This is a genomic window from Brevundimonas guildfordensis (assembly GCF_014836405.1).
GTDB classification, from domain to species: domain Bacteria; phylum Pseudomonadota; class Alphaproteobacteria; order Caulobacterales; family Caulobacteraceae; genus Brevundimonas; species Brevundimonas guildfordensis.
Genome location: NZ_JACSQU010000002.1, coordinates 287,450 through 313,687, shown reverse-complemented (window position 1 = coordinate 313,687; position 26,238 = coordinate 287,450). Strand labels below are relative to the sequence as shown.

The window sequence follows — 26,238 nt, the reverse complement described above, 5'->3', positions numbered from 1 at the left end:
CACCCCATGATTAAAGAACATAACATTTACTTATTGGGTCTAGAAGAGAAAGATACATACTGTTTATCACCCTTACATGAAGCCCTAAAGTCCAGGTTTAGGGGGGTTTTTCTTATAAAGGACTTAGTAAGCGAAATTCAAGAGCCAGAATTTGGCCTTGTAGGACGGCTTGCTCAAGACAAGTTTCCGGTTACAGTTTCTTCGTCAGTCAGTATTTTAGATCATATAGCGCTCTTTCGTAATCGGTCCAGCTATATGTCGATTGGGATCGAGCACGGTATAGCTCCTTTCAAGATGTATACGTATGGCGCGCATTTTCAGAAGCACGATGCATATATGGCACCCACCAAGATTTGGCTTGATCGGCTGAAACGGCTGTACCCCGAAAACAAGGATCGCTTCCTTTTAGGCGGATATCCGCGACTAGAACACCTCCGCGATCTGCGCGCCAAGTCTTCACAGTACAATAACTCCCTACCCTATCACTGGCGTCACTCCCACCCTGGCCAACGAAAGTTGGTGATCTTCTCTTGGGGCGTGAAAAAGGAGGCCCTTGAAGCCCTTCCCGACAAGGAAGGGATCGTCTATCTGCTCCATCCGGCCTCGCTTAAACTTTCAGATGAAGTCAAATTCGAGCGCGCTTCCTGCCTCCTGTCGGAACCTAATCTGACATCTGATTTGCTCGCTACAACTGATCGTGTCTATGGAGACTTTTCCTCCATGAGCTTAGAGGCTCTCGCCTTGGGCATGCCAGTCCACATCTTTATTGACCGCAGTCTTTACGCGAACAGCTGCGATCTGGGAGAAGGCTTTTTCAATCGCGACCACGAGGCTTTTGGCCGAGTTCCGCACACAAGGCGAAAACTCGACCTAGACCAAATTATGACTGCCACGGAGCTGTCCGAAAGTCTGGCGGCCGATATTGATACCGATCTGGCTCCACCATCAAGCAGACTGGATTTAGAGTTGCTGCCGCCAATCGCGCAGGATAACCGCGAACTTTGCGCCAACGCCATATTTGACTTCGTCTGCCAGAACTATGACAGGATGGCTGCAAACGCAGTCCGCGAATCCGGATGGCAGGACCGATTAGCGTTCATGCGCTTTCTGGGATCGGCCTATCAAGCCGTCCTTGGGCGTCGTTACGACAAACACGCCTTAGAAAAACACTTCGCGGCAGTGGAGTTTTCTGACTCACCAGCACCTGTCCTCGCCACGCGCATCCTCGCTAGCCTAATGAAATCCCCTTCGGCTATAGAATACATGCAACAAAACCAGACAAGTTGGCCTGTAGTGCCCAACGACTGGATGAAGAGAGTTTTGAGCTTATGAGCACAATATTTCCCGCCCCCACCCAAGTCGCTCATTGTTGTGGACTCTGGAAAGGCATGCTCTACACCAACTCCATCGAAGCAATTTACAAAAATTACCTGGATGGCTTTCGACACTTCGAGATTGATTTAGTCGGCTTGGCGGACGGATCGATCATTACGGCACATGATGGGTCGGAAAAACAGTTTGGAATCGAAGATAACCGGACCTTCGGCGAGGTGAATTTCGATGAAGTCCGATTGAAAAGCCCCGCTGGTTACACGATCATGACCGCGGAGCGCCTACTGGATATTGTAAAACGTCTCAATATTTACATGATTTTGGATATAAAAAACAGACACAAAGATGTCTACACTAAGATCTACAATCTCGCGGAAGCCCGAGGCCTTCTCCATCTTGTGATCCCTCAGGCCTATAATGAGGCTACCGTCGCAAGTGTCCGCAATCTTGGATTTCCGAACTGGCTGATGACTTTCTGGGGAATCGGTGGACGCCCTCCGGAGAAGAAGGTCGAGTTCTGTGAAATCCACAAACCGTCAATAGTCTGGATGAGAAGCGACTGGTGGAGCCCGGACTTCGAAGCCAAAGTACGCGACACTGGGGTTGAGCAGATCGGCCTGCATGCTGGCATGAACAATGTGCGCAGTCGTGAAATGCTGCGTCGTGGTCTGCATGTGATGAACGACTGCAGCTATATCAGTGAGTATACCAGCGATGTGGATGTCGAGAACCTGAAACGTCAGGTTGACACCCTCTACCGCCTCTATCTCAGACGCGCTGGCGACCCCGCCGGCGTAGAAAACAAGGTCAAGCGCCTAATCGACGGCAAAGCCACCATGAACGACATTTCCATCGAGATTACGAACTCGGTCGAATATGGTGATCTGAAGAGCGGAGCCAAACCTCCTCGGGAAATTCAATAGAGGGCCAGGCGAGGTCAGAAGTCACTTCAGGACTTGTGGTGGCCCTGAAATACCCGGCCAGAGGCTCCGAGGCGCGTGATCTGCAACCTTAAAGAGAGGGAGAGGGAGCGTGTGTGTCTTGCCCGCTTAATATGGGCTGAACGGCGCCGCTCTCGAACGCCTTCATCCGCTCATTTATGGCGGCGATCTCGTCCTTGCTGGCCTGACGGCGGCCGCCGAGGCTGGCGATGCCGACCACGCGGGTCTGACCATCGATCTCGACCGTGCGCAGTTCGCCCGACCTGGCGCCGTCCAGCGCCGCCTCAACGCTGTCGGCCGCTGTGGCCAGCAGAACGCGCGGTTTGGCGAAGCGGGCCTCGTCGATCGTCGGCTCGCGGCCCGCGTATGCATTGACGAAGGCGGCCGTCTCTCCCGCCGCGCCCTTCCAACGATAGAAGATATGCGCCCCGACCTGGGTGATCTTGGCTAGGCTCGGCGACCACCAGGGGTGGACGTAGTCGGCGTGGTAATGGGTCGCCGTACCCACGCGCTCGGCCACATGACCGTTCAGGGCGCGGGCCGCGACCCGCTCGGCCCGGTCCCAGGCCCAGCGCACCGGTCCGCGCGCCAGGGATCCGTCGCAGGTGAAGCTGAACTGGCAGCCCGTAGTCCGCTCAGCGCCCTGATAGACCACGCCGCAGACGCTGGAAGGATAGTTGGGGTCGCGCACCCGGTTCAGCACCACCTGGGCCACTCCTTCCTGCCCCTGGGCCGGCTCCAGCGCCGCCTCGTAATAGACGGCCTGGGTCAGGCAGCGCAGGGCGCGCTGGCGCGACGCCTCATCAGCGGGACGGAACACGAAGGGCCGCGCCGGCTGAAGCGCGCCGAAGGCGTTGGGCATGGCGGCGTTCAACTGCTGGGCGGCGACGCCGGCCACGCCCTGATCCAGGCTGGGTTTGCCGCCGAGCGTCAGGCTTTCCCAGCCGGGCGTCAGACCGTAAAGCGCAGGCAGGTCCAGGGCCGGGTCGTGGCGACGCGCCACGGCCAGCTGCCCGGCATCCATCCGCGCCAACACCGCCGCCAGACCGTTCGGGCCCAGATCGCCGCCGGTGGCGCGCGCCAAGGCCTCGGCCGTGCGGTCAATGTCAGGACGGGGCGTTGAGCTGGCCGACATGGCCACCCCCATCGCCGCCAGGGTCACAGCCATGGCGGCAGGCGCTGCAGCCAAGGCGCGGCGTCCGGTCTTCGTCAGCGGCGTGAGGCGGCCGAGGTTCATGCGACGTCCGTATAGCGACGCCTGAGGGCGCCGGAAACCAGCGATCTGCATGACCGACTAATCCGGCGCTTTTCAGACGCGGAGATTACCGATGCGTGAGACGCAATCGGCGGCCCGCCCCTCGCCTAGCGTTCGCCAAGGCTGGAGCGCAGCATCCAGGCCGCCTTTTCATGCGCGGCCAGACGCACGGTCATCAGGTCGACCGAGGCTTCGTCGCCGACCTCGTCAGCTGCGTCCAGAGCCGCGCGGGCGGTGGCGATCACGACGCCATGGTCCTTGATCAGCTCCTTGAGCATCTCAGACGAGTCCTTCTCGGGATCGCCGTCCTTGATCGAGGTCAGGTTGGCGAAGGCCGAGGCGCTTTGCGGGGCCAGTTCGCCCAGCGCGCGGATGCGTTCGGCGATCTCGTCGAGCGCCGCCCAGATCTCGCGATACTGCTGTTCCAACAGATTGTGCAGGCTGAAGAACTCGGGCCCGCGCACGTTCCAGTGGTAACCGTGCGTCTTCAGATACAGGGCGTAGCTGTCGGCCAGAGCCTTCGACAGCTCGCGCGCGACATCGGCGCGTTCCTTGGGCTTTAGACCGGTGTCGATGGCTTTCATGACGGCTCCTGCTGCGTTGCTGGGGAAGATCAGCCTTGCAGTTAGGTCGCCTGGCGCGCGTTCCAAGAGGCGCGCGGCTCCACGTCGCAGGAATCTTCGTCCCGCAACTTCGGAGCGGCATGAGCATTGCCCCTTCCTGATCAGGAAGGGGCTGGATAGGCGTGATTAACGCTGGCGCGCCTTGCGGGCGGCGTAGCGCGCGTCGCGAGCGGCCTTCTGCTCTTCCTTGGTCAGCTGCTTGCGCTCCTTACGGGCGGCGCGCTTGGCGGCGTCAACCTCGTCCTGGGCGGCCATCTCGGCGGCCAGGCGGGCGGCGTCCTTCTCGGCCTTCTCGCGGCGCAGTTCAGCCTTGGCCAGCTCGTGCTGCTGACGAATGGCCTCCTTCTCGGCGGCGCGCTTGGCGGCGAGTTTCTCGAACTCGGGATCCTGAACCGTCGGCTTCGGCTTGAACCGGGCCAGGAGGGCTTGTTTGGCGTCTTTCTGGGCGGACAGGCGGTCGTTGAAGCCGGTGTTCTTGAGGTCGCGCATGCTGAGAGGCGGGTGTCCTTGATAGGGAATGGAAACGGCGAAAAGGGCCGATCGCCGAGGCGACGGCCGCAAGACGGGGCGGAAGGCGCGTTTCGGCACGCTCGGCCCGGCGCGAGGGCAAAGCCGAATTTCGCGCCGAAATCAAGCTCTACAGCCTGACTTCGTGGTATTTAAGGCCGTCTAACGGCTGCCGGCGTCTTTTGCCGTCAGAGCCGCACCGCCTCACTGGGGCTTTTTGGCGTGCCCTACCGCAGCCCCGGCGGCTCCGCCCACGGCCGCCCCGACGGGGCCGGCGACGACAGCGCCTGCGACGGCGCCGGTCGCCGCCTTCTGTTCCACGGTGTGGCCGCAGGCCGACACAGCCAGGGCTCCGGCGCCGGCCAGCGTCAGAACGAGCAGGCGGGAAGCGATGCGGGTCATGGGGTCAACTCCTTGAAATAGCTCAGCTTGGAACGCGAAAATTACCGACTGGTTCCCATCTGAGGCATGACTCTGGCAACCAAGTAGTCGGACTCGCTCCAATAGTTTATTCGCGACCTACCCGCGCGCCGGACAATCTTCCGTCAACATCGCAATACGGTATTCCCAAGAATGTCTAAGGCCCAATTTCGTCATGATTTAAAACAGAGAGAATAAAGACTTTTCAGCAAATTTCCTATGCTACAGAAATTTCAATTCTAGCGAATCAGTCACATTGAGGCCATAAACCGATGGATAAAGGCCCGCCTTCGAAGGCCGGCGTTCAGTCGGCGTTCGCCCGACCTGCTTGAAGCGCGACGCGTCATTGTCGCCAGGGCTCGGGACCTACGGGGGCGGCATTCTCGCCCTGTTGTACAGGACTACGCCTTTGTCTTTCTCCTCGCAGACGCGTGCGCTGATGCATGCCGCCCGTTCATTTCGCCTGCGCCCCACGACGGCGGCAGCGGCGTTCGGCGGCATCGTTGGCCTCGCAGTCGGAGGGGCCTATCTGGGCGGCCTGGCCGCCCAGGCCTCGACCGTGCGTGCTCAAGCTGAGCGTTTTCAGGGCGCCGGCGCCGGCGGCTATACTCAGGAAGCCCTGGCCGAGGCGGCCGGCGGACTGGACGCCAGCGCCCTGGCTATCGCCCACCGCCACGACCCCTATTCCGTCGCCGGTTCCGCGCAGCGCGACCGACAGGCGGAGCTCCTGACCGCCCGCCTCGACCAGGTTCAGGGCCAGGGCGGCCTGCGCCGGGACGGCGTGACCAAGGTGACCGCCGCCCGTCCCTTCCGCCTCGACGGCGCCCTTGACCAGTCACGCGACCTCGAATGCCTGACCCAGGCCGCCTATTACGAGGCCCGAGGCGAGGGCCGCGATGGGATGAGCGCCGTGGTTCAGGTGGTTCTCAACCGGGTGCGCCACTCGGCCTATCCCGACAGCATCTGCGGCGTCGTCTATCAGGGCGCCAATCGCAAGACAGGTTGCCAGTTCAGCTTCACCTGCAATGGCGCCATGCGCGGCGCGGTCAATCGAGCCGCCTGGAACCGCGCTCGTGACGTGGCCGGCAAGGCTTTGTCGGGCCAGGTCTTCGCCGCCGTCGGCAACGCCACCCACTTCCACACCACCGCGGTGTCTCCGTCCTGGCGCAACAGACTGGTGCGGGTCAATCAGGTTGGCGACCACCTGTTTTATCGCCTCGGCGGCCGCTCGGGCTCCCGCGCTTCAGTTCCCGCCCCCAGCGCGCCGCGCTTGGTTCAGGCCAGCCTCGACCCGGTCGAAGCGGCCCGTAGCGCTTCGGGCGCCGTGGCCTATACCGCAGTGCTGGCGCGTGAGGCCCTGACGCCCGGCAAGGCGGATGAACGCCCGACTCCCGCGCGAGCCTCCGCGCCGCCCGCCGCTCCGGTTTCGTCGCCCCCGACGTCGCCGAAGCCCGCCGCGCCGGCGACCACGGTCAACGCCGAAGCCTAAGTCAGCGCTTCAGGGATGGGTCTTGCGGTGGGTCGTCAGATTCTGCTGCAAGTTGCCGTAGCGTCCTTGCTGGTTCAGGTTGACGTCTGCGTCGCCGGGGTGGCCGGCCTGGACGCCGTCCGCCCGATCGCGCCGGTCTGCAGCCGCAGCCTCGCCCATCAGCTGAGCGCCGCGGTCGGCGAAGCTTCGTTGCTCCCTGGGCGGCTGTGGGGCCCTGGTCATGGCGTTCTCCTTCGAAATATCGCCCTCCCGCCCCATGAAAACGACCCCTTGCCGGGCCCGTTCCCCGAAAAACCCCGGTCCGCGTCCGCTCAGCCTGCGTCCAGGCCGATGTCTAACTGCAAGACCGAGTGGGTCAGGGCGCCCACGGAGATAACGTCCACCCCTGTGGCGGCGATGCCCGCCACCGTCGTCAGATTGACCCCGCCCGACGCCTCCAGCACCACCGGACCGAAGGCGCTGTCCTGCACCCGGCACACCGCCTCGGCCATGTCGTCCAGGCTGAAGTTGTCCAGCATGATGACGTCCGGCCGCTCGGGCAGGACCTCGTCCAGCTGATCGAGACTGTCGACCTCGACCTCGACCTTCATCAAATGAGGGGCGAAGGCCCTGGCGCGGCGCACGGCCTCGCCCGCGCCGCCGCAGACCGCGACGTGGTTGTCCTTGATCAGGATGGCGTCATCCAGGCCGAAGCGATGGTTCAGCCCGCCGCCGCAGGCGACCGCGTGCTTCTCCAGCGCGCGCAGGCCCGGCGTGGTCTTGCGCGTGTCGGCGATGCGCGCCTTGGTCCCCGCGACCGCCTGCACATAGGTCCGCGTCAGGGTGGCGATGCCGCACATCCGACCCAGCAGGTTCAGCGCCGTCCGTTCGGCCGACAGCAGGGCGCGGGCGTTGGCCTCGACCGCGATCAGCACGGCTCCGGCCTCGAACGCCTCGCCGTCGGCGACCTTCACCGTCACCATCGCCTGGGGATCCAGCGCATGGACCGCGATCCGCACCACCGCCCCGCCCGCCATCACCCCGGCCTGCCGCGCTGAAAACACGGCGCTGAAGCGGGCGTCCTCGGGGATGCAGGCCTGGGCCGTCACATCGCCGGTGCGTCCCAGGTCCTCGGCCAGGGCCAGGCGCACCACAGGCTCGATCAGCAGGTCCGGCAGGGTTCGGGTCACGGAAACGTCCTTCATCATTCAGATCACGGCCGCCAATGCGGCGAGCGTCGCCGCCTCAGACTCTTCGTCGCGCGTGGGCGTCGTCGCCGCGCGCATCCGCGTGTGCTCAGCCGTCGGCAGACTGTCGGGGAAGTCGAGGCGATAGTGGCCGCCCCGGCTCTCGCGCCGGTTCAGCGCCCCCTCGGCGACCAGCCGCGCCGCCGTCAGGCACGCCGCCGCGGGATACGCCTTCGCCAGGTCGTCGATCAGGACCAGCAGCGCCGTCAGCCCCGCCTCGTCCCGCACCACGCCCGCATGGCGCGTCATAGCCGCGCGCAGCGTCGATAGCGCCTCGGGCGGCAAATCCGTCATCGCCTGCACCGCCGCCAGCGGCCGCCGCTCGGGCTGGACCTCCGCCGCCGCCGCCCTGCCCGCGCGCCGTCCAAAGGCGCCCGCCTCCAGCAGGGAGTTGGACGCTAGCCGGTTGGCCCCGTGCACCCCCGTCGCCGCGCACTCGCCGATGGCGAACAGGCCCGGGACGGTGGTGCGCCCCTCGTCGTCGGCGACGATCCCGCCCATGTGATAGTGGGCCGCCGCCGCTACGGGGATAGGGCTGACGCGCGGGTCCAGCCCGGCCCGCATGCAGGCGGCGAAGACGGCCGGAAACTCATGCGGGAAGGCCTCGCCCACCGCCCTGGTCGCGTCGAGGAAGGCGCCGCGCCCTCCGACCCGCGCAGCATGAACCGTCCGCGCCACGATGTCCCTCGGCGCCAGATCGGCCTCGGGATGATCGCCCAGCAGGAAGGCGCCGGTCCCGTCGACCAACCGCGCGCCCTCGCCGCGCAGGGCCTCGGTCGCCAGCGGCGCCGGGTCGAGCCCCACATCGATCGCCGTCGGGTGGAACTGCACGAACTCGGGGTCCAGAATCTCGGCCCCCGCCTGATAGGCCAGGGCCAGCCCCTCGCCGCGCAGGGCGGAGGGGTTGGTCGTCACCTCGAACAGGCCGCCGATTCCGCCGGTCGCCAGGACCACGGCGGGGGCGAACACCTTGTCCAACCGGCCCCCGCGCCGCTCGATCACCGCGCCGCGCACCCGGCCGTCGACGTCGCGGATCAGCCCGCGCAGCCGCCCGTCCTCCCAGATCTCGATGCCCTTCACCGCCCGCGCGGCGGCGACCACGGCCGACAGGATGGCCCGGCCCGCGCCGTCGCCCCCCACCCGCGCCACGCGCGGCAGGCTGTGCGCCGCCTCCAGACTGACCGAGAAGCCGCCGTCGACGTCGCGGTCGAAGGGCGCGCCCAGCCCCGCCAGCCACTCGACTGTCTCACGCCCGCGCTCCGTCAGGGCGCGCGCGGCCTCGGCCTCGACCAGACCCGCGCCCGCGCCTTCGGTGTCTTTGGCGTGCAGGGCCGCGCTGTCCTGCGGCGACAGGGCCGCCGCCATCCCGCCCTGCGCCCAGGCCGACGAACAGGCGTGCAGCAGGGGCTCGGGCGTCACCACCAGCACCTTGCCGTTCGGGCCGAGCGACTCGGCGGCCTCCAGCGCCGCCGACAGGCCGGCCAGTCCGCCGCCGATGATCAGGGCCCCGTCATGCCGGATGCGCGCCATGGCCTAGCGGCCTCCCACCCCGAAGAAGCGCAAGCCCATCTCGAACGCCGGCTCGACCGCCCCGCCTGTCAGCGGCAGCAGGGCGCCGATCGCCGCGGCCGCGCAGACAACCGCCGTCAGCAGGTAAAGCGCCAGGCTGCGCCCCGCCTCGGGCCAAGTCAGCTGTCCCCACGCCGCGCGCCAGACGCCGCGCTTCAGGTGGCCGATCACCGCCAGCCCCAGGAAGACGGCCAGGATCAGCCGCCCCGTCGACAGCCCCCACCACACGGCCAGGCCGCCGACGGCCAGCAGGGCGACCTGCTCCAGTCGCGGATGCACCCGCGTCAGCACCGGCCCCAGCGCCTTTGACCCGTCCAGCGGCGGCGCAGGCAGCAGGTTCAACAGATTGATCATGGCGATGAAGAAGGCGCCCATCAGCCATTCCGGCGACTTCATCGCCACGCCCACGACCACAAAGGGGATCATGGCCAGCAGGCCGAACGCCGGCCCCGCCAGCGACACCAGCACCCCGTGCCATTCGCTCTTCGGCGCGCGCTGGCCCTTCGCCAGCCCGCCCAGGAAGGGGATGATGTAGATGCGCGCCGGGCCCATGCCGACGCGGTTCATCGCCAGCACATGGCCGTATTCGTGCACCAACAGGCCGAACAGCACCGCCCCCGCCACGACCCAGCTGCCGGTCAGGAACCACAGGAAACCCGCCATCAACAGGGTCGAGACCACCGCCCAGACGGGGTGCTGGCCCTTGTCCTCGCGCGGCGTGTCATGACGCGCGCTGTAGCGGGCGGCCTCGCGCGCGGGCGCAGGCGCCGTCTCTTCCGGGCGCGGGTCCCAGGGTCCGGGCCTGCGGCCGTCGGGGGAAAGTCTGTTGTCTGTATCGCTCATGGATTCGAACTGGGCGCGGGGCGCGGGCCCGCCACCGGGCCGCGGCGCCGCGGGGCCGTCAGATCAGCTCCACGTCGACATGGTGCCGCGCCTTGACCAGGTCATAGCGCGCAGGCTTCGACGGCGGCGGCAGGTCGATCATCCGCTGCACCGCCAGGGCGGCCCGCTCGGCCATCTCGGGCGCCACCGTCACCTCAAACTTCATGTCGCGCAGGCAGTCGCGGATGTTCTCCAGGGTGATGCGCTTCATGTGCGGACACAGGTTGCACGGGCCGATGAAGTCGACGCCGGGCACGTCGCCCTTGACGTTCGAGGCCATGGAGCACTCGGTGATCATCACCACCTGCTTCGGCTTGCGCGCCGCGACATAGTCGATCATCGCCGCCGTCGACCCGGCGAAGTCCGACGCCGCCAGCACCTCTTCGGGGCATTCCGGGTGGGCCAGTATCTCGGCGCCCGGATAGGCGGCGCGCATCTCCTTGATGTCGTCGGCGGTGAAGCGCTCATGCACCTCGCAGCGACCCGCCCAGGCGATGATGCCCACCGTCGTCTGCGCCGCCACGTTGCGCGCCAGATATTCGTCGGGGATCAGGATGACCTTGTCGACGCCCCACTCCTTGGCCGCCCACTCGACGACCTGAACGGCGTTGGCGCTGGTGCAGCAGATGTCGGTCTCGGCCTTCACATCGGCCGTGGTGTTCACATAGGTGACGACCGGCAGGCCCGGATGCCGCTGCTTGATCAGCCGCACGTCCGCCCCCGTGATCGAGGACGCCAGCGAACAGCCCGCGCGCAGGTCGGGGATCAGCACCGTCTTGTCCGGCGACAGGATCTTGGACGTCTCGGCCATGAAGTGGACGCCCGCCTGAACGATCACCTTGGCGTCCGAGCGCGCCGCCTCCTTGGCCAGGCCCAGGCTGTCGCCGACATAGTCGCCGACCCCGTGGAAGATCTCCGGCGTCATGTAGTTGTGGGCCAGGATGACCGCGTCGCGCTCGCGCTTCAGCTGGTTGATCTCGCTGATCAGCCGCGCCTGCTCGGGCCACTCCAGTGGGGTGACGAAATCCTTGACCTTGTCCCACACCGGGGCGGTCTCTTCCGCCAGTTCCTTCGACAGACCGAAAGCGCCGTCCGCCATCGTCCTTACTCCCTAACGGCCATCTGCGCGGCCCCGACTTATGCTCAAACTTAGCATAAGCAGGAACAATGTAGGCTCTTCCGCACAGGGCGCAAGGGAAAAGGACGCCGCCGCCGGACGGTCGCGAACGAGCGCTCGGCTCGCCTTAGATGGACAGGCCGAACGGCTTAGAGGTCGCGCATCTGCTTCTGGGCGGCGCTGAAATACTGCCAGCCGGTCCACAAGGTGACGATGGCGGCCAGCCAGATCAGGGCGTCCGAGAACAGCTGGAAGTGGGGCAGATAGTCGAACGGCAAGCCCCAGCCGTCCCAGTTCCGGGCGAACAGCTGGCACCCCAGCGCCACCATCTGCAGCGTCGTCTTCCACTTGGCGGCAAGGGTGACGGGCAACTTGATCCGCCCGGCCATGGTTTCGCGCAGGGCCGAGACGGCGAACTCGCGGAACAGGATCAGGCCGCAGGGAATGATGATCTGCTGCACCGAGCCCGAGGTCAGCACGCCCAGCACGGCGCCGGTGACCAGGATCTTGTCGGCGATCGGGTCCAGGATGGCGCCCCAGCGCGTCTCGGCCTTCCAGCGGCGAGCCAGGTAGCCGTCGATCCAGTCTGTCGAGGCGGCGATGACGAAGATCCAGAACCCCGTCCGGTACATGGCGAACTGGTCGTCAGGGCTCAGCCAGGCCGAGACGAACGGGAAGCCGCTGGTCGCGCCCGCCAGCAGCAGAAACATGAGGATCCCCGCCGCCAGGCGCAGGCCGGTCAGGATGTTGGGGATGGCTTTGTAGGCAGGGGCCATGACGTCTTCCGTTGCAACACGCCGGGTGTGCCACGGTTCGCGACCAGAGGCGAGTGCGGCGTCAGAGGCGGGCCGGCGTCAGTCCAGCCGCTCGAACCGCCCCGGTCCGGTCAGCTTGGACAGGATGCCCAAGGCGATGCCGAAGTGCAGGCCGCTGAGACGCAATTCGCCCGCCGCCTCCTTCTGCGCGATCCAGGGGAAGGTGCGCAGGTTGTCCAGCGACAGGCGCACAACGGCCTCCTCGGCCGCGCACTCGACCTGTTCGGCGGGCAGGGCCTCGACCGCGCGGCGCACGCTGGGGGCGGCCTGCTCGACCCAGGGCGCGACGAAGTCCTGACAGTTGGCGGGCGCGCCGTTCAGCATGGCGTTCACTCCGCCGCACGAGGCGTGGCCCATGACGACGATGTGCCGGACTTTCAGCACATTGACGCCGAACTCCAGCGCCGCCGAGACGCCGTGCAGCTTGCCGTCCGGCTCATAAGGCGGGACCAGATTGGCGACGTTGCGCACGACAAACAGCTCGCCCGGCGCCGTGTCGAAGATCAGGGCCGGATCGGCGCGGCTGTCGGAGCAGGCCACGACCAGGGTGTGCGGCTTCTGGCCGTTGGCGGCCAGGGCCTCGTATTCAGCGTGTTCGGACGGCCACCTGTTCGCGCGGAAGCGATGGTAGCCCTTGGTCAGTTCGGCGATCATGAGATCGTTCCTAGACCCGCGACGCTTGGTCGCTCAACCCGAAATCGACGCTGCTCAGGACTTGTGAAAAAAGCCGTGGATGCGTTCGGCCAGCGCCTGGCTGACCCCGTCCACCTTGACCAGGTCGGCGACGGACGCTCGGCTGACCCCCTTGGCCGAACCGAAGGCGTGCAGCAAGGCCTTCTTGCGGCCCGGCCCGACGCCCTCGATCTCGTCCAGCGGATTTTTCTTGATATCCATCGAGCGGCGCTTGGCGTGGGCGCCGTTGGCGAAGCGGTGCGCCTCGTCCCGCAGACGCTGCAGGTAGTAGAGGGCCGGCGACTTCAGCGGCAGCATGAAGGGCGGTTTGCCCGGCATGAAGAACTTCTCCAGCCCTGCGTCGCGGTCCGGTCCCTTGGCCACCCCGACCACGGCGATGTCATCGACGCCCAGGTCGGCCATGACGGCCAGCACCTCGGCCAACTGGCCCGCCCCGCCGTCGATCAGCAGCAGGTCGGGGCGCTCGACCGCCTCACCGGCCTCCTCGTCCTTCACCAGCCGTCCGAAACGGCGGCGCATGACCTCGCGCATCATGCCGTAGTCGTCGCCGGGCGCCAGGTCTTCGCTCTTGATGTTGAACTTGCGGTACTGGTTCTTGCGGAAGCCCTCAGGCCCCGCGACGATCATGCCGCCGACGGCGTTGGTTCCCTGAATATGGGCGTTGTCATAGACCTCGATCCGCTCGGGCCGGGCGTCCAGACCAAAGGCCTCGCACACCTCGTCCAGAATCTTGGATTGGGCCGAGTTCTCGGCCAGCTTGCGGCCCAGCGCCTCGCGGGCGTTGGTCAGGGCGTGATCGACCAGACTGGCCTTGCCGCCGCGCAACGGCCGGGCGATCTCGACGCGCCGCTCGGCCTTCATGCTGAAGGCTTCCTCCAGCAGCTCCAGTTCGTGGGGGCGGACGTTGGACAGGATCAGGCGCGGGATCGGCTTGTCCTCATAGAACTGCCCCAGGAAGGCGGCGAGGATTTCCGGGTCGCTGTCGCTCCTGTCCACGCGCGGGAAATAGGCGCGCCCGCCCCAGTTCTGGCCCGCGCGGTAGAAGAAGACCTGGACGCAGGCCTGACCGCCCTCGGAATGCAGGGCGAAGACGTCGGCCTCGGCCACGCCGTCGGCGTTGACGCTGCTCTCCATGGCGATGGCCGACAGGGCGCGGATACGGTCGCGCACGCGGGCGGCGGTCTCGAAGTCGAGGTCGTCCGACGCCGCCTGCATCTCCTGCGACAGGCGGCCGATGACCGCGCGCGACTTGCCGCGCAGGAACTGTTCGGCCTCAGTGACCAGATCGCCGTAGTCCTCAAGGCTGATCAGGCCGGTGCAGGGCGCCGAGCAGCGCTTGATCTGGTGCAGCATGCAGGGGCGGGTGCGCGTCTCGTAGACGCTGTCCGAACACGACCGCAGCAGGAAGGCCTTCTGCAGCGTGTTCAGCGTGTGGTTGACCGCCCAGGTCGAGGCGAAGGGGCCGAAATAGTCGCCGGGAATCGTATGGGCGCCGCGATGCTTGCGGACCTGGGGCGCGCGGTGGTCGCGGCGGATCATCAGTTCGGCGAAGGATTTGTCGTCCCTCAGCACCACGTTGAAGCGCGGCTTCAGTTTCTTGATGAAGTTGGATTCGAGCAGCAGGGCCTCGGTCTCGGAGGCGGTGACCACAAGTTCCATCGAACGGGTCAGCGACACCATCAGGCCGATGCGTTGGGTGTGAAATCGCCCTTGCGCATATTGAACCACCCGCTTCTTCAGCGACTTGGCCTTGCCGACATAGAGGCAGGCGCCGTCCTCGCCGTACATGCGATAGACGCCGGGCTTGTCGGGCGCGCGCCGGGCCTCGTCCGCGATCAGCTCGGCGGCCTGAAGCGGAAGGGCGGTCGCCTGCGAGGCTGGCGTCTCCGGAATGTCGGGCGTCGGATCGGTCATCGGGCGGGATATAGGCTCAGCCGCGCCGGACCAGAAGCACCCCGCCGATCACCAGCAGCATCCCGGCGATGCGGGTCAGGCTGATCGGCTGCTGCGGCACGCCCATGACGCCGAAGTGGTCGAGGATCAGGCTTAATGCAAGTTGGCCCGCCACCATCAGGGTGATGGTCAGCGCCACACCGATCTTGGGCACGCCCCAAGCGGCCGCCACCACGAAGACGCAGCCGTACAGACCGCCCAGCCAGGCCCAGGCCGGCAGAGCCCTCACCGCCTGCACGTCCGGCCGCGTCTGCAACGCCGTCGCCAGCAGCCCCAGCGCCACCGTACCGACGAAGAAGGAGACGAAGGCCGCATTGACCGGCGAGCCCACCGCGCTGGCCAGCCGCGCATTGGTCGGCCCCTGCAGGGCGGTGGCGGCGCCGCCGATGATCATGGCCAGCAGGGCGAGGACGGGTAACTGCATCGGCTGTCTCACCAATTCGGATCGGGCGCGGCGCCGCCGAAGATCTCGGCCAGGCGGGCGCGGGTGGCGCGGGTCGCGTCCTCGGGCAGGGCGTGGGGGTGGAACCAGCCGATCTCGGCGATTTCGCCGTGGCTGGTCCGCTCGGTCACGTCGAAGGCGTCGATACGGAAAACCAGCACGTGATCCCCCGGAAAGAAGCGTTCATTGGAGTGGACCGACAGCAGACGCGGCTCGCCCCTGACGATCAGCCCGGCTTCCTCCCGCAGTTCGCGGATAACGGCGGCCTGGGTCGTCTCGCCCCTGTCCACGCCGCCGCCGGGCAGCCACCAGCCCTCCAGATAGGTGTGCTTGACCAGCAGCACCCGGCCCTCGCCATCGACCGCCGCGCCGCGCACGCCAAGCGTCATGCCCCGGCTCATCCGCGACCAGGCGAAGAACAAAGGCCGGGTGAAGGGTTCGATGCGGGTGCGCCAGTTCGCCATGCGCGAACGATAGGCTGCGGTCGGGCGGCTTGAACAGGGGAGCGCTTGCCCCTATTCGGAGACAAAATCAGGAGCTGCACCATGCTGGCCATCGCCACCATCTTCGTTTTCATCGCCGTCCTCGCCGCCGTCAACTACTACGAGTTCGGCCGGGTTGACTGAGTCCGGGCGCGCCGACGCTCCTTCGCGGGGCGCAGCGCTGGTCACCGCCGCCTCGGGTCGGATCGGGGCGGTGCTGGCGAAGGCGGCCGCCCAGGCGGGCTATGACGTCGTCGTCCACTATCGTTCCGACGCGGTCGGCGCACAGTCTGTCGTTCAGACCATCGAGGGCATGGGACGGCGCGCCATCGCCGTTCAGGCCGAGCTGACCGACCCAGACGCGCGCGCCGCCCTGATGGATCAGGCCTTCGCCTTCGGGCCGTTGCGGGCGCTGGTCAACAACGCCTCCCTGTTCGTCTATGACCAGTTGCAGACCTTTCAGGAGGCGGATCTGCGCCTTCATCACGAGGTCAACGTCCTGGCGCCGCTGGCCCTGATCCGCGACTTCGCCGCGCGCCTGCCTGAGGCGGACGAAGGCGTGGTGGTCAATATGCTGGACTATAAGGTCACGGCTCCGAACCCCGACTTCTTCTCCTACACCGTCAGCCGCGTCGGCATCGCCCACATGACCGGCGCCCTGGCGCTGGCCCTGGCGCCCCGCATCCGCGTCTGCGGCATTGCGCCGGGCCTGACCCTGCCCTCGGCCGGCTGGCCTGAAGCCGACTATCAGGCCGGGGCCGAGGCCACGCCGCTGAAACGGCCCGTGGCGGTCGAGGATCTGGCCGCCGCCCTGACCTTCATCCTGACCGCGCGCAGCCTGACCGGACAAAATCTGGTAGTCGACGCCGGGGCGTCCCTGACCCGCCGCGACCGCGATCTTGAGTTCGCCTGAACCATCAAGCCTGAGCCGTCAGCGGCGGCGTCGTTCGCCGCCACATGACCTTTATTTGCCGATAGGTTGGCGCCTTAGCTGCCGCCGTTCATCCTGAGACCCTCATGCCCGCTGTCCGTTTCACTCGCCGCTTCTCGATGGCGCACCGGCTGATCGCCGATGCGGGGTCGAAATGCGCCGTGCCGCATGGGCACAATGAATTCGTGACTGTGACCCTGGAGCCGACGGCCGAGATCGACTTCGGCGGCGCCAACTATACGGCTTCGTTCGAGCGGCTGAAGGCGCGCTGGCACGGCTTCGTTGACCGCAGCCTGGACCACGCCTTCCAACTGAACCGCGCCGACCCCCTGCTCGCCTGGTTCCAGCAGCATGAGCCGCACCGGCTCAACCAGGTGCTGACCGTGGACGGCGATCCGACGACCGAGGCCCTGGTCATCGCCCTGTGGCGCAAGCTGGAGGCCATCCTGTCGGCCGAGGGCCTGCCCTTCCGCCTGGCCGAGCTGGCCATCGAGGAGACGCCGACCAACACCGTTCTGACGCGCGGTCTGACCGCGGCGGAGCGCACCTGGGAGCTCGGCGCCTGGTGCGACCGGGCCGATTTCAGCATCAATGATCTTCTGCCGCCGGAGACCTGGTCTTGAGCGCCGTCGTCACCCCCCTGCCCTCCGCCGAACCGCGCCGGCTGGGCCTGAAGGTCATGGTGCGCGCCCTGAAGGTCGACGCCTCCATCGGCTTCTATGACCACGAGCATGGACGGCTCCAGCCTCTGGTTGTGGACGTCGAACTGGACCTGGGCGACGCGCCGGTGGAGCGGCTGACCGACACCCTGGATTATGACGGCGTGGCCCGCATCGTGCGCGAACTGGCGGCGGGGCCGCACATCGCCCTGATCGAGACCTTCGCCGAACGCACGGCCATCGCCTGCCTGGCCGATCCGCGCGTCCTGAGTGTCGTGGTTCGGGTAGAAAAGCCGGGCGCCATTCCCGATGCCGCGGCCGCCGCCTGCGAAGTCGCCTATTCGCGTTGAGGCTGGTTGCGCCGGACGCGGCGTCCCGCCATCATCTCTCGCTGACAAGAGGTTCCGATGGTCCAGTCCGGCGATTACAGCAGCAACAGCGGCGGCGAGGTCTCGGCTGACCTGTCCGGGCTCTATGTCGGCTATGCGCTCATCCTTCTGGCGGCGCCCACCTTCGGCGTAGCGGCCGCGGTCGGGCTGCTGCGGGTCTGGCGCCGTTCCGCGCCGGTCGATCCGATTCTGCGCAGCCATTTCATCTTTCAGCAGCGCACCCTTCTAGCCGCCGTCTGCGCCATCATCGCCGGCGCAGTGTTGATCCTGGTCAACGTCGGCGTCTTCGTGCTCTTCATCATGGCGGTGTGGACCATCCTGCGCGGCGCTCTGGGGCTGAAGGACCTGCTGAACGGACGCCCTATCGCTGAGCCCCGTCGCCTCTTCTACTGAAAGGACCGCCCTTCATGAGCGAGCAGAACTCCGCCCTCCCGGTTGCGGGCCGCGACGGCGCCATCGTGGCGTGGATCCTCTACATCCTGTCGATCCCCAGCGCGAACGTGCTGGTGCTCGTCGGCCTGGTCCTGGCCTATGTGAATCGCGGCTCGGCGACGGGTGTCGCGGCCCAGCACGTCGAGGCGCAGATCAAGCTGTTCTGGTCGGTGTTCTGGATCAGCGCCATCCTGTGGGTGCTGGTGGCCGTCAGCGCCGTGGCCTCGGCCTTCCTGATCGGCATTCCGTTCCTTCTGCTGTTCGGACTTCTTTTGCTGCTGGTGTCGATCTGGTTCACGGTGAAAAGCGTTCTGGGTCTGCTGGCCCTGCTGAACGACCGGCCGGCCTGACCCCACCGCATTCAGGAGGAGCCTTTCGTGTCCGCCTTCAAAGACCACGCCGCCGACCACCGCTTCCAGCAGATGTTCGCCGACGCCGACGGAACCGAGCACCCGGTCTGGGCTGAATACGCCGTACGCGGTCACGCCCGCATCATCCTGCACGTCGAGGCGCACCCGGCCTTGCGCGGCGCCGGGGCGGCAGGCCGTTTCATGCAAGCCATGGCCGACCACGCACGCGCCGAAAAGCTGACCCTGATCCCCCACTGCAGCTATGCCGTCGCCTGGCTGAAACGCCATCCCGAGTACGAGGATGTGGTGGGGTCGTAGCCCCCGCGCTTGCTGGATCCTCAGGTCAAGCCCGAGGATGACGGCGCTCAAGGGAGGCGCAGGCGCGCAGCCCCCAGGCCGCGTCGGGTCGAGAAGGCTGAGCCTTCTGACCGAGGCCGACTAAGGATGGCTCTTGGCCACGATGGCCTTCATCGTCTCGGCCTTGGCGGGCAGATCAGAGACCAGACGGGCGGCCAGTTCGCGGGCGCCGACCGGATAGGCGTCGCCGCCGTCGGCGATCTCCTTGGCCATATCGGCGGCCTTGCACAGGGCGGCTTCAAGCGCCTCGACCTGTTCAAGGGCGAGGGCGCGGGCTTCGGCCTGCAGGCGCTTGACCCGTTCGGCGGTGGTTTCGGGCGCGCGCATCAGGTCATAGACCTCGGCTTCCGGCGAGGAGACCACGCGCAGGGCGGCGCGGGCGTCGGATTCATTGCTGGACTTGGTCATCGCATATTCTCCTGACGACAGCATGCCTCATTTTCGCCTTAGGGTCGCATCCCATCTGCAGCCAAGCTGCAAGGACGGCGCCGCATGTTGCGCCAAGGCCGCATCAATCCCGACCGCAGCCAACGGTTCCGCTTGTTTGACGCGCTTTGACACACCGCTCCAGCCGCGCTTTGCTGACCCCGCACAGGGAGACGCTGATGAGACAGACCGTTCCGCCGCCGAAGCCGCCTCAGGGAGAAGCAGGCGAGTGGACCCTTCTGCAAAGCCGGCTCGACCGCACCTTCTGGCAGTGGGACCGGCGTCCCGAACCCGCCGCCCCCGTCCTTACCCGCTTCGTCATCGTGCGCCCGCCCGATCGTCTCGATTACGACACCTTCGATGAGGCCGAGGCGATGTTTGAGGCGATGGAGGACTGAGAAAAGCCTCAGTCCGGCGCCGCCTCCCCGCCCTGAACGATGCGAACCACGGCCAGATCGGCGGTGACGTTGCCCAGGGTGCGGAAGATGTCGGGGACGACCTCGACGGCCAGCAGCAGCGGCAGCAGCTCTAGCGGCACCCCCATGGCGATGCAGATGGGGGCGATGGAGGCGAAGAAGCTTGCCTGGCCCGGCAGGCCCACGGTGCCGATCGAGATCAGCACCGCCGTGAGCATGGCGGCCAGCAGTTGCCCGGCCGACGGATCCAGTCCGAACAGATGGGCGCAATAGATGGCGACGCCCAGGTTGGCGACCGGGCTGGTGATGCGGAACACCGCCACCGCCAGCGGCAGGACCAGACCCGCCGTCGCCCGCTTGACGCCCAGCATGTCGACCGCCCGCTCGACCATGACCGGCAGGCTCGCTAGCGACGACTGCGTCGAGAAGGCCACCACCTGCGCCGGCGCCGCCGCCCGCGCAAAGCGCCCCAGCGAAACCCGGCCAAAGATCACGGCCAGCGGGTAGAAGATCAGGCCGATGCCGATGCAGGCGATCGAGATCAGCGCCACATAGTGCAGCAGCACGCCCGCGGCGCTGGCCCCCGCCGTCAGCCCCACCCCGATCGACAGGGCGAAGACGCCCAGCGGCGCCGCCTTCAGCACCCAGCGGACGATGACGATCATCGTCTCGCCGACCGCCTCGAAGAAGGTGATCAGCGGCGCGCGCAGTCGTTCCGGCAGGCCGGACGCCGCAAACCCGAAGAAGACGGCGAACACCACCATGCCGAGAATGGCGTCCTCGGCCGCCGCGCGGATCGGGTTGGACGGGGCGATGGTCTTGACGAACTCACTGAACGGCGCGCCGGCTCCCAGGCCTTCGGCGCCCTCCGGCTTGATCGCCAGCAGCAGTCGCGCGCCTTCGGGATCAATCGGCCAGACGGCGTGCAGCCCATAGGCTGCGGCAACGGCGTAGATCGTCGCAAAAACGATCAGCCCCCCGAACCAGGCCACCGCCTTCAGCGCCAGACGCCCGGTCCGCGCCGCATCGGCGATGGAGGCGATGCCCGTCACCAGCAGGCTGAACACCAAAGGAATGATCGTCATCCGCAGCGCATTGAGCCACAGCTGGCCCAGCGCCTGGATGAAGTCCGCCGTGACATGGCCGCCCGGCAGCCCCCACCGCTGCGCCGCCGCCCCGGCCAGCAGGCCGAGCACCAGCGACAACAGCACAAGCGTGCTGAGAGAGGTCAGGAAGGAGCGCGCCGATTTCATGACAGCCACGCTAGCAGCCGCCGCGCTGCGCGCCAGCGGAAAAGACAGCAGCTGCTCGCCCTACTTCGGTGCGCCCGAGTTGGCCGGGTCGAGCGGCAAGCCCGCCGCCTGACGCGCCTTCATCACCCGCAGCCAGCCGTGCATGGCCTCCGAATCCAGCCCATGCATCATCAGCCGATAGCCCGCCTGCAGCGTCGACAGCGCCACCAGCGGATGACCGTTCTTGACGAAGGCCATGTGGTAGCTCGTGCCCAGGATGCGGGCGATATAGATGGCCATCACCTCATCCAGCTGCAGCGAACTGGACGCCCGCACGAAGTCGTCCCTCGGCAGCATCAGGGCGTAGATGGGGGTGTAGAACTCCACCGCCGTCTGCACGTCGACGAAGTTGTGCCATTTGCGCGGAAACTCCTCGAACGGCGGAAACTCGTGCGAGATCATGGAGAAATCGATGCGTTCGGGCGGCGTCAGCTCACGCCCCTCAGCGCGCAGGGCCGCGTTCATCTCGATGACAAAGTTGAAGATGTTCAGGTCGTGCTGAAGGAACAGGTCCGGCTCGATGTCCTTCAGCCGCGTCGGCGTCAGCGGCCATTTGGTCACCTTGTCGCCCACGCCCGCGTTCTCGCGCACGAAGGCGGTCAGTTCGGACCCGACGTGGAAGTGCCGCAGGATCACCCGGTTGGCCTCGGGCGTGGCGAAGGTCCGCAGTCCCCAGTGGATGGTTTTGTGCAGCAGACCGTTCAGGTTCGGGTATTTCGGCGAAATGACCCGCAGCACCTTCACCAGACAGAAGAACAGGAACACCAGCGGCCGCGCCACCGGGAACAGCCAGCGCCGCGACCGCGACCGCGCCCCCAGCAACAGATCGCGCTTGGCCCCGTCATCGATCGGCAGGCTGTGGTCCAGATACAGCGCCATCCACGGATCGGGATCCTTGGGATCGAACCGCGCGGGGTCGAACGGATCCTCCCCCGGCTTGTAGTATCTCACGCCGCGATCTCCTCGATCTGCAGGGCGTAGAGGCGGGCCGTGACTTTGGCGGTGACGACAATGCGTTCGGCGATGAAGGGATCGGGCAGGACCATGCCCAACATCTCCTCGAACTCCTTCATGTGCTCGGCGTCGTTGTCGCCGTGATACAGCAGGAAGCGCACCGCCTCGTCGGGCAGCGCCAGCCGCTCCTGCACCTTCAGCCCCCACGGCCGCGCCTTGATCGAGCCCAGTCCCTCGATGATGAACATGGCCCCCAGCAGGCCGAACGGATCGGGCTTCGACGCCTCATGGAACATCCACGCCGACAGGGCCTCAGAGCCCACATTCTTCGGCGCCGACTGAATGTCATCCAGCGCCCCGCCCGAGGCTGTGAAGTCGGCCTCCAGCAGGCGGAAGTCCCGATGCTCCGTCACCGCATGGCGCATCAGGGTCGAGCGCAGCTCCAGATGGTCCTCGCCGATGTTCGACGCCGCTCGGCTCATCCACAGCGCCCCGTCCTTTACCTGCTGGCGCAGGTTGATCAGGAAGGCGTGGTAGTCGGCGAGCTCGAACCGTCCGCGCGTCAGCTTGCGGATCAGGGGCGTCGCCTCCAGCCGCTGCTCGAAATCGGCGAAGACCACCGCCAGCTTCCGTTGGGTCTCGGCCACCGCCGCCTCGGCTTCGCGTTCCGCCATCACACAATCTCCAGCATCATGAAGCCGATCATCGCCCGCCCGCTCTCGGGCACGATGCACAGCACCTTGTCTCCGCGCTTTCCGCGTCCCGATTTCAGGAAGGCGTCCAGCATGATCCAGATCGAGGCCGAGCCGACATTGCCGCTGTCGGCCAGGGTCGTGAACCACTTCTCCTCCGGGATCATGGCGGCCGTGCTTTCCAGCAGGCCGACAATCTCCTGACGCAGCGACCGCGCCGAATAATGACAGAGCAGGTGATCGACCTGATCCGGCACGATCCGTCCCGCGTCCACCTTCTCCAGCCAGACGCCGATCCAGGCGCGAATGACGATCTTCAGCAGGTCGAAGTCCTGCAACAGCGCCACCGCCCCCGCCGCATGGGCCGCCGCCGGCCCGGCGTGACTCCAGGCGCTGGTCATGTCGGCGCGCGCTTCCGGCGTCGACCCGGCCCACATGCAGGGATCGAAACGCCCCGCCAGGGAAGTCATGTCGATCCACTCGACCTTGAGGCTCAGCCCCTCGGGCTTCGGCTTCGGCTCCATCACCACGGCGCCCGCCCCGTCCGACAGGGTGAAGCGCAAGAAGTCCGCCTCGATCCGCGCTCGCCCCTTGTCGTCCACCAGCGCCGTGCCCTCATAGAAATGCGGCCGGAACCAGCGTGAGGAAAACTCGCCTGCACAGGCGGCGGCGACGTCCGCCTCGGCCGCGCGCACGCTCAGCCACGCCCCCTTGGCCGCCATCAGGGCGCTGGCGCAGACGGACTGATAGCTAAACGCCTCCAGCGGCCCCGCGCCCAGTTCGGCCTGAACGGCGCTGGCGTGGCCGGGCACCAGGTAGTCGCCCTGCGTCGCCGCCGCCCCCAGATGCTGCAAATCGCCTAGGCTCAGCCCCGCTTCGTCCAGCGCCGCCCGCACCGCTTCGGCGCACATGGAGGCGTTGGAGTGCAGCGGCGCCCCATCGGCGTCCAGGGCGTAGTGCCGCCCCTCGATCCCGTTCCAGCGCAGCGCGCGGCGTCCCACGGCGGACGGCCGCCCGCCGATCCGGCCGATGAAGTCCTCCATCCGATCGTTGCCGATCCGCTCGCCGGGCAGGACGGCGCCGGTCCCGGTGATGAAGACGTCGCGAAGCTCACTCATGGCGCGGACCTTGGCGACGGGCCCTGTGCGGCACAAGTGGGAAATCGTCGTTTCACACGCCAGCGTTTATCGAAATCGCGGCGCGTCTCGCCCTAGCGTCGCGCAGGCGCGCGCATTACCTTGATGTTCATGGCCCGTTCTCCCGCGACACCGCCCCAGAAGCTGACCAAGCCCGTCCACACGCCTAATCCCGGTCTGAAAGAGGCCCCCGTCGCCTTCGATCACGGCCGCGCGCCGATGTTCGCGCCGGTGAGCGGTCCGCGCCTGACGCCCGAAGAGGCGCCCGCCGCCCCGACCGACTGGGTGCCCCACCGCCCCGAGCGACCGACCGGCAAGAAGCGCATCCCCTTCCGGCTGGAGACCAAATACCAGCCGGCCGGCGACCAGCCCGCCGCCATCGCCGAGCTCGTCGCCCAGGCCGATGAGGGCGACCGCGAGCAGGTGCTGCTGGGCGTCACCGGCTCGGGCAAGACCTTCACCATGGCCAAGGTGATCGAACAGACCCAGCGCCCGGCCCTGATCCTGGCCCACAACAAGACGCTGGCGGCCCAGCTCTATTCCGAGTTCAAGGCCTTCTTCCCCGACAATGCGGTCGAGTATTTCGTCAGCTACTACGACTACTACCAGCCCGAGGCCTACGTCCCGCGCACCGACACCTACATAGAAAAAGACAGCTCGATCAACGAACAGATCGACCGGATGCGCCACGCCGCCACCCGCGCGATCCTGGAGCGGGACGACGTGATCGTCGTCGCCTCGGTCAGCTGCATCTACGGTATCGGCTCGGTCGAGACCTACACCGCCATGACCTTCGGCCTGAAGGTCGGCGACCAGATCGACGAGGCCAAGCTGCGCGCCGACCTCATCGCCCTGCAGTACAAGCGCAACGACCTGCATTTCGAGCGCGGCATGTTCCGCAAGCGCGGCGACACGCTGGAGATCTTCCCCGTCCACCTCGAGGACCGCGCCTGGCGCATCAGCCTGTTCGGCGACGAGATCGAGGCCATCGACGAGTTCGACCCCCTGACCGGCAAGAAGACCAATGCGCTGGACGAAGTCACCGTCTACGCCGCCAGCCACTACGTCACCCCGCGCCCGACGCTCAACCAGGCGATCACCGGCATCAAGGCCGAGCTGAAGGAGACGCTCGACTGGATGGTCGAGAACGGCAAGCTGCTGGAGGCTCAGCGCCTCGAACAACGCACCCGCTTCGATCTGGAGATGATGGAGGCCACCGGCTCCTGCGCCGGCATCGAGAACTACAGCCGCTGGCTGACCGGCCGCGCGCCGGGCGAGCCGCCGCCCACCTTCTTCGAATACATCCCTGACAACGCCCTGCTGTTCGTGGACGAGAGCCACGTCACCGTCGGCCAGATCGGCGCCATGTATCGCGGCGACTACCGCCGCAAATCGACCCTGGCCGAGTACGGCTTCCGCCTGCCGTCGGCCATCGACAACCGCCCGCTGAAGTTCGAGGAATGGGACGCCATGCGGCCCCAGACGGTCTTCGTCTCGGCCACCCCCGGCGCCTGGGAGCTGGACAAGACCGGCGGCGTCTTCACCGAACAGGTCATCCGCCCCACCGGCCTGATCGACCCCCCGGTCGAGATCCGCCCCGTCTCCGGCGCCACCCGCAACCAGGTCGACGACGTCATCGACGAGGTGAAGGCGACCAGCCGCGCCGGCTACCGCAGCCTCGTCACCACCCTGACCAAGAAGATGGCCGAGGACCTGACCGAATACATGCACGAACAGGGGGTGCGCGTCCGCTACATGCACTCCGACGTCGACACCCTGGAACGGATCGAGATCCTGCGCGACCTGCGGCTGGGGTCGTTCGACTGCCTGATCGGCATCAACCTGCTGCGCGAGGGCCTCGACATCCCCGAGTGCGGCCTGGTCGCCATCCTCGACGCGGACAAGGAGGGCTTCCTGCGCTCCGAAACCTCCCTGATCCAGACCATCGGCCGCGCCGCGCGCAACGTCGACGGCCGCGTCATCCTCTACGCCGACCGCATGACCGGCTCGATGGAGCGCGCCATCGCCGAGACCGACCGTCGCCGCGAGAAGCAGCAGGCCTACAACCTCGAACACGGCATCACGCCCGAGACGGTCAAGCGCGACATCAAGGAGATTCTCGACAGTCCCTATGAGTCCCGCGACCTAGACCGCCTGACCCGCCCCGGCGTCGCCGAGGAGGCCAAGCCCTTCGTCGGCTCCAACTTCCAGGCCGCCCTCAAGGATCTGGAAGGCCGCATGCGCGAGGCCGCCGCCAACCTCGAGTTCGAGGAAGCCGCCCGCCTGCGCGACGAGATCAAGAAGATGAAGCTCCTCGACCTCGAATTCGCCAACGAGGCGCTGACCGGCGCGGGCGAGGAGGTCGACAAAGCCGCCCCCAAACGCTGGCGCAAGGAGGCGGCCGCCGAAAAGGCCGAGGCGTTCAGGAAGGGGCGCTGACGCCCCTCCCCTTCATCCG

30 protein-coding genes are annotated in these 26,238 nt (G+C 66.6%); 11 read left to right on the top strand and 19 right to left on the bottom strand.

What is annotated here, in order from left to right; all coding sequences use genetic code 11:
* Window positions 1-6: 6 nt before the first annotated feature.
* Both H9656_RS10030 and H9656_RS10025 read left to right on the top strand, forming a co-directional pair.
* On the top strand, window positions 7-1,332 hold the full coding sequence (locus tag H9656_RS10030; protein ID WP_191744119.1) for a hypothetical protein: 1,326 nt from the start codon (window positions 7-9) through the stop codon (window positions 1,330-1,332).
* A gap of 56 nt (window positions 1,333-1,388) precedes the next feature.
* On the top strand, window positions 1,389-2,255 hold the full coding sequence (locus tag H9656_RS10025; RefSeq protein ID WP_191744118.1) for a PI-PLC domain-containing protein: 867 nt from the start codon (window positions 1,389-1,391) through the stop codon (window positions 2,253-2,255).
* A gap of 88 nt (window positions 2,256-2,343) precedes the next feature.
* Here H9656_RS10025 and H9656_RS10020 read toward each other — a convergent pair whose 3' ends face one another.
* From H9656_RS10020 to H9656_RS10005, 4 genes are all read right to left on the bottom strand, one after another.
* On the bottom strand, window positions 2,344-3,510 hold the full coding sequence (locus H9656_RS10020; RefSeq protein WP_191744117.1) for a cell wall hydrolase: 1,167 nt from the start codon (window positions 3,508-3,510) through the stop codon (window positions 2,344-2,346).
* A 125-nt stretch (window positions 3,511-3,635) separates the two neighbouring features.
* Entirely contained in the window at window positions 3,636-4,112 is a 477-nt protein-coding gene (locus H9656_RS10015) for a Dps family protein (protein ID WP_191744116.1), read from the bottom strand.
* A gap of 165 nt (window positions 4,113-4,277) precedes the next feature.
* Complete coding sequence (locus tag H9656_RS10010; protein ID WP_191744115.1) at window positions 4,278-4,640, bottom strand: DUF6481 family protein; 363 nt, start codon at window positions 4,638-4,640, stop codon at window positions 4,278-4,280.
* A gap of 222 nt (window positions 4,641-4,862) precedes the next feature.
* Window positions 4,863-5,060 carry a hypothetical protein gene (locus H9656_RS10005; protein ID WP_191744114.1) on the bottom strand — a complete coding sequence of 66 codons (198 nt, stop codon included), beginning with the start codon at window positions 5,058-5,060 and terminating at the stop codon, window positions 4,863-4,865.
* A gap of 457 nt (window positions 5,061-5,517) precedes the next feature.
* On the opposite strand from H9656_RS10005, the gene H9656_RS10000 reads away from it, so the two are divergent.
* The gene (locus tag H9656_RS10000) at window positions 5,518-6,567 is read left to right on the top strand and encodes a cell wall hydrolase (protein WP_191744113.1); all 1,050 of its coding nucleotides are present in this window, start codon (window positions 5,518-5,520) and stop codon (window positions 6,565-6,567) included.
* A gap of 9 nt (window positions 6,568-6,576) precedes the next feature.
* Here H9656_RS10000 and H9656_RS09995 read toward each other — a convergent pair whose 3' ends face one another.
* The 10 genes from H9656_RS09995 to H9656_RS09950 form a co-directional block, all read right to left on the bottom strand.
* Entirely contained in the window at window positions 6,577-6,789 is a 213-nt protein-coding gene (locus H9656_RS09995) for a hypothetical protein (RefSeq protein ID WP_191744112.1), read from the bottom strand.
* Between the two features lie 89 nt (window positions 6,790-6,878).
* Window positions 6,879-7,754 (bottom strand): carboxylating nicotinate-nucleotide diphosphorylase, encoded by an 876-nt coding sequence (gene nadC, locus H9656_RS09990; protein WP_191744111.1) that lies wholly within the window; start codon window positions 7,752-7,754, stop codon window positions 6,879-6,881.
* Complete coding sequence (locus H9656_RS09985; protein WP_191744110.1) at window positions 7,755-9,323, bottom strand: L-aspartate oxidase; 1,569 nt, start codon at window positions 9,321-9,323, stop codon at window positions 7,755-7,757.
* Between the two features lie 3 nt (window positions 9,324-9,326).
* On the bottom strand, window positions 9,327-10,205 hold the full coding sequence (locus H9656_RS09980; protein WP_191744109.1) for a metalloprotease: 879 nt from the start codon (window positions 10,203-10,205) through the stop codon (window positions 9,327-9,329).
* Window positions 10,206-10,263: 58 nt separating this feature from the next.
* Window positions 10,264-11,343: a quinolinate synthase NadA gene (gene nadA / locus H9656_RS09975; protein ID WP_191744108.1), complete on the bottom strand. Its 1,080-nt coding sequence runs from the start codon at window positions 11,341-11,343 to the stop codon at window positions 10,264-10,266.
* 167 nt (window positions 11,344-11,510) lie between these two features.
* Entirely contained in the window at window positions 11,511-12,137 is a 627-nt protein-coding gene (pgsA, locus tag H9656_RS09970; RefSeq protein WP_191744107.1) for a CDP-diacylglycerol--glycerol-3-phosphate 3-phosphatidyltransferase, read from the bottom strand.
* 78 nt (window positions 12,138-12,215) lie between these two features.
* Window positions 12,216-12,830, bottom strand: coding sequence for a carbonic anhydrase (locus tag H9656_RS09965; RefSeq protein WP_191744106.1), 615 nt, complete (start codon window positions 12,828-12,830; stop codon window positions 12,216-12,218).
* Window positions 12,831-12,884: 54 nt separating this feature from the next.
* A complete protein-coding gene (uvrC, locus tag H9656_RS09960; RefSeq protein WP_191744105.1) occupies window positions 12,885-14,783 on the bottom strand; it encodes an excinuclease ABC subunit UvrC in 1,899 nt (632 codons plus the stop codon).
* Between the two features lie 16 nt (window positions 14,784-14,799).
* The gene (locus H9656_RS09955) at window positions 14,800-15,246 is read right to left on the bottom strand and encodes a DMT family transporter (protein ID WP_191744104.1); all 447 of its coding nucleotides are present in this window, start codon (window positions 15,244-15,246) and stop codon (window positions 14,800-14,802) included.
* 8 nt (window positions 15,247-15,254) lie between these two features.
* Entirely contained in the window at window positions 15,255-15,728 is a 474-nt protein-coding gene (locus tag H9656_RS09950) for an NUDIX domain-containing protein (RefSeq protein ID WP_191744103.1), read from the bottom strand.
* A gap of 154 nt (window positions 15,729-15,882) precedes the next feature.
* Between H9656_RS09950 and H9656_RS09945 the strand changes: the two genes are divergently transcribed.
* The 6 genes from H9656_RS09945 (at window position 15,883) to H9656_RS09920 (ending at window position 18,825) form a co-directional block, all read left to right on the top strand.
* Window positions 15,883-16,659, top strand: a complete 777-nt coding sequence (locus tag H9656_RS09945; RefSeq protein ID WP_191744102.1) for an SDR family oxidoreductase — start codon at window positions 15,883-15,885, stop codon at window positions 16,657-16,659.
* Between the two features lie 104 nt (window positions 16,660-16,763).
* On the top strand, window positions 16,764-17,300 hold the full coding sequence (locus H9656_RS09940; protein WP_191744101.1) for a 6-pyruvoyl trahydropterin synthase family protein: 537 nt from the start codon (window positions 16,764-16,766) through the stop codon (window positions 17,298-17,300).
* Window positions 17,297-17,686 carry a dihydroneopterin aldolase gene (folB, locus tag H9656_RS09935; RefSeq protein ID WP_191744100.1) on the top strand — a complete coding sequence of 130 codons (390 nt, stop codon included), beginning with the start codon at window positions 17,297-17,299 and terminating at the stop codon, window positions 17,684-17,686. The genes H9656_RS09940 and folB overlap by 4 nt, the downstream gene beginning before the upstream one ends.
* 57 nt (window positions 17,687-17,743) lie before the next feature.
* A complete protein-coding gene (locus H9656_RS09930; RefSeq protein ID WP_191744099.1) occupies window positions 17,744-18,118 on the top strand; it encodes a serine/threonine protein kinase in 375 nt (124 codons plus the stop codon).
* 14 nt (window positions 18,119-18,132) lie between these two features.
* Window positions 18,133-18,507, top strand: coding sequence for a hypothetical protein (locus tag H9656_RS09925; RefSeq protein WP_191744098.1), 375 nt, complete (start codon window positions 18,133-18,135; stop codon window positions 18,505-18,507).
* Between the two features lie 27 nt (window positions 18,508-18,534).
* Complete coding sequence (locus H9656_RS09920) at window positions 18,535-18,825, top strand: GNAT family N-acetyltransferase (protein ID WP_191744097.1); 291 nt, start codon at window positions 18,535-18,537, stop codon at window positions 18,823-18,825.
* A gap of 120 nt (window positions 18,826-18,945) precedes the next feature.
* On the opposite strand, the gene H9656_RS09915 is transcribed toward H9656_RS09920, so the two are convergent.
* Entirely contained in the window at window positions 18,946-19,272 is a 327-nt protein-coding gene (locus H9656_RS09915; RefSeq protein WP_191744096.1) for a hypothetical protein, read from the bottom strand.
* A 197-nt stretch (window positions 19,273-19,469) separates the two neighbouring features.
* Here H9656_RS09915 and H9656_RS09910 point away from each other — a divergent pair, with 197 nt between their 5' ends.
* Window positions 19,470-19,688 (top strand): hypothetical protein, encoded by a 219-nt coding sequence (locus tag H9656_RS09910; RefSeq protein ID WP_191744095.1) that lies wholly within the window; start codon window positions 19,470-19,472, stop codon window positions 19,686-19,688.
* 8 nt (window positions 19,689-19,696) lie between these two features.
* On the opposite strand, the gene H9656_RS09905 is transcribed toward H9656_RS09910, so the two are convergent.
* Genes H9656_RS09905 through H9656_RS09890 form a run of 4 tightly spaced genes read right to left on the bottom strand, consistent with a single transcriptional unit; the run spans window position 19,697 to window position 23,762 of the window.
* Entirely contained in the window at window positions 19,697-20,959 is a 1,263-nt protein-coding gene (locus tag H9656_RS09905) for a dicarboxylate/amino acid:cation symporter (protein ID WP_191744394.1), read from the bottom strand.
* A 60-nt stretch (window positions 20,960-21,019) separates the two neighbouring features.
* A complete protein-coding gene (locus H9656_RS09900) occupies window positions 21,020-21,949 on the bottom strand; it encodes a DUF6999 family protein (RefSeq protein WP_191744094.1) in 930 nt (309 codons plus the stop codon).
* On the bottom strand, window positions 21,946-22,686 hold the full coding sequence (locus H9656_RS09895; RefSeq protein ID WP_191744093.1) for an iron-containing redox enzyme family protein: 741 nt from the start codon (window positions 22,684-22,686) through the stop codon (window positions 21,946-21,948). The genes H9656_RS09900 and H9656_RS09895 overlap by 4 nt, the downstream gene beginning before the upstream one ends.
* Window positions 22,626-23,762: a 3-oxoacyl-[acyl-carrier-protein] synthase III C-terminal domain-containing protein gene (locus H9656_RS09890; RefSeq protein ID WP_191744092.1), complete on the bottom strand. Its 1,137-nt coding sequence runs from the start codon at window positions 23,760-23,762 to the stop codon at window positions 22,626-22,628. Before H9656_RS09890 ends, H9656_RS09895 begins: the two co-directional genes overlap by 61 nt.
* A gap of 129 nt (window positions 23,763-23,891) precedes the next feature.
* On the opposite strand from H9656_RS09890, the gene uvrB reads away from it, so the two are divergent.
* The gene (gene uvrB / locus H9656_RS09885; protein ID WP_191744091.1) at window positions 23,892-26,219 is read left to right on the top strand and encodes an excinuclease ABC subunit UvrB; all 2,328 of its coding nucleotides are present in this window, start codon (window positions 23,892-23,894) and stop codon (window positions 26,217-26,219) included.
* Window positions 26,220-26,238 lie beyond the last annotated feature (19 nt).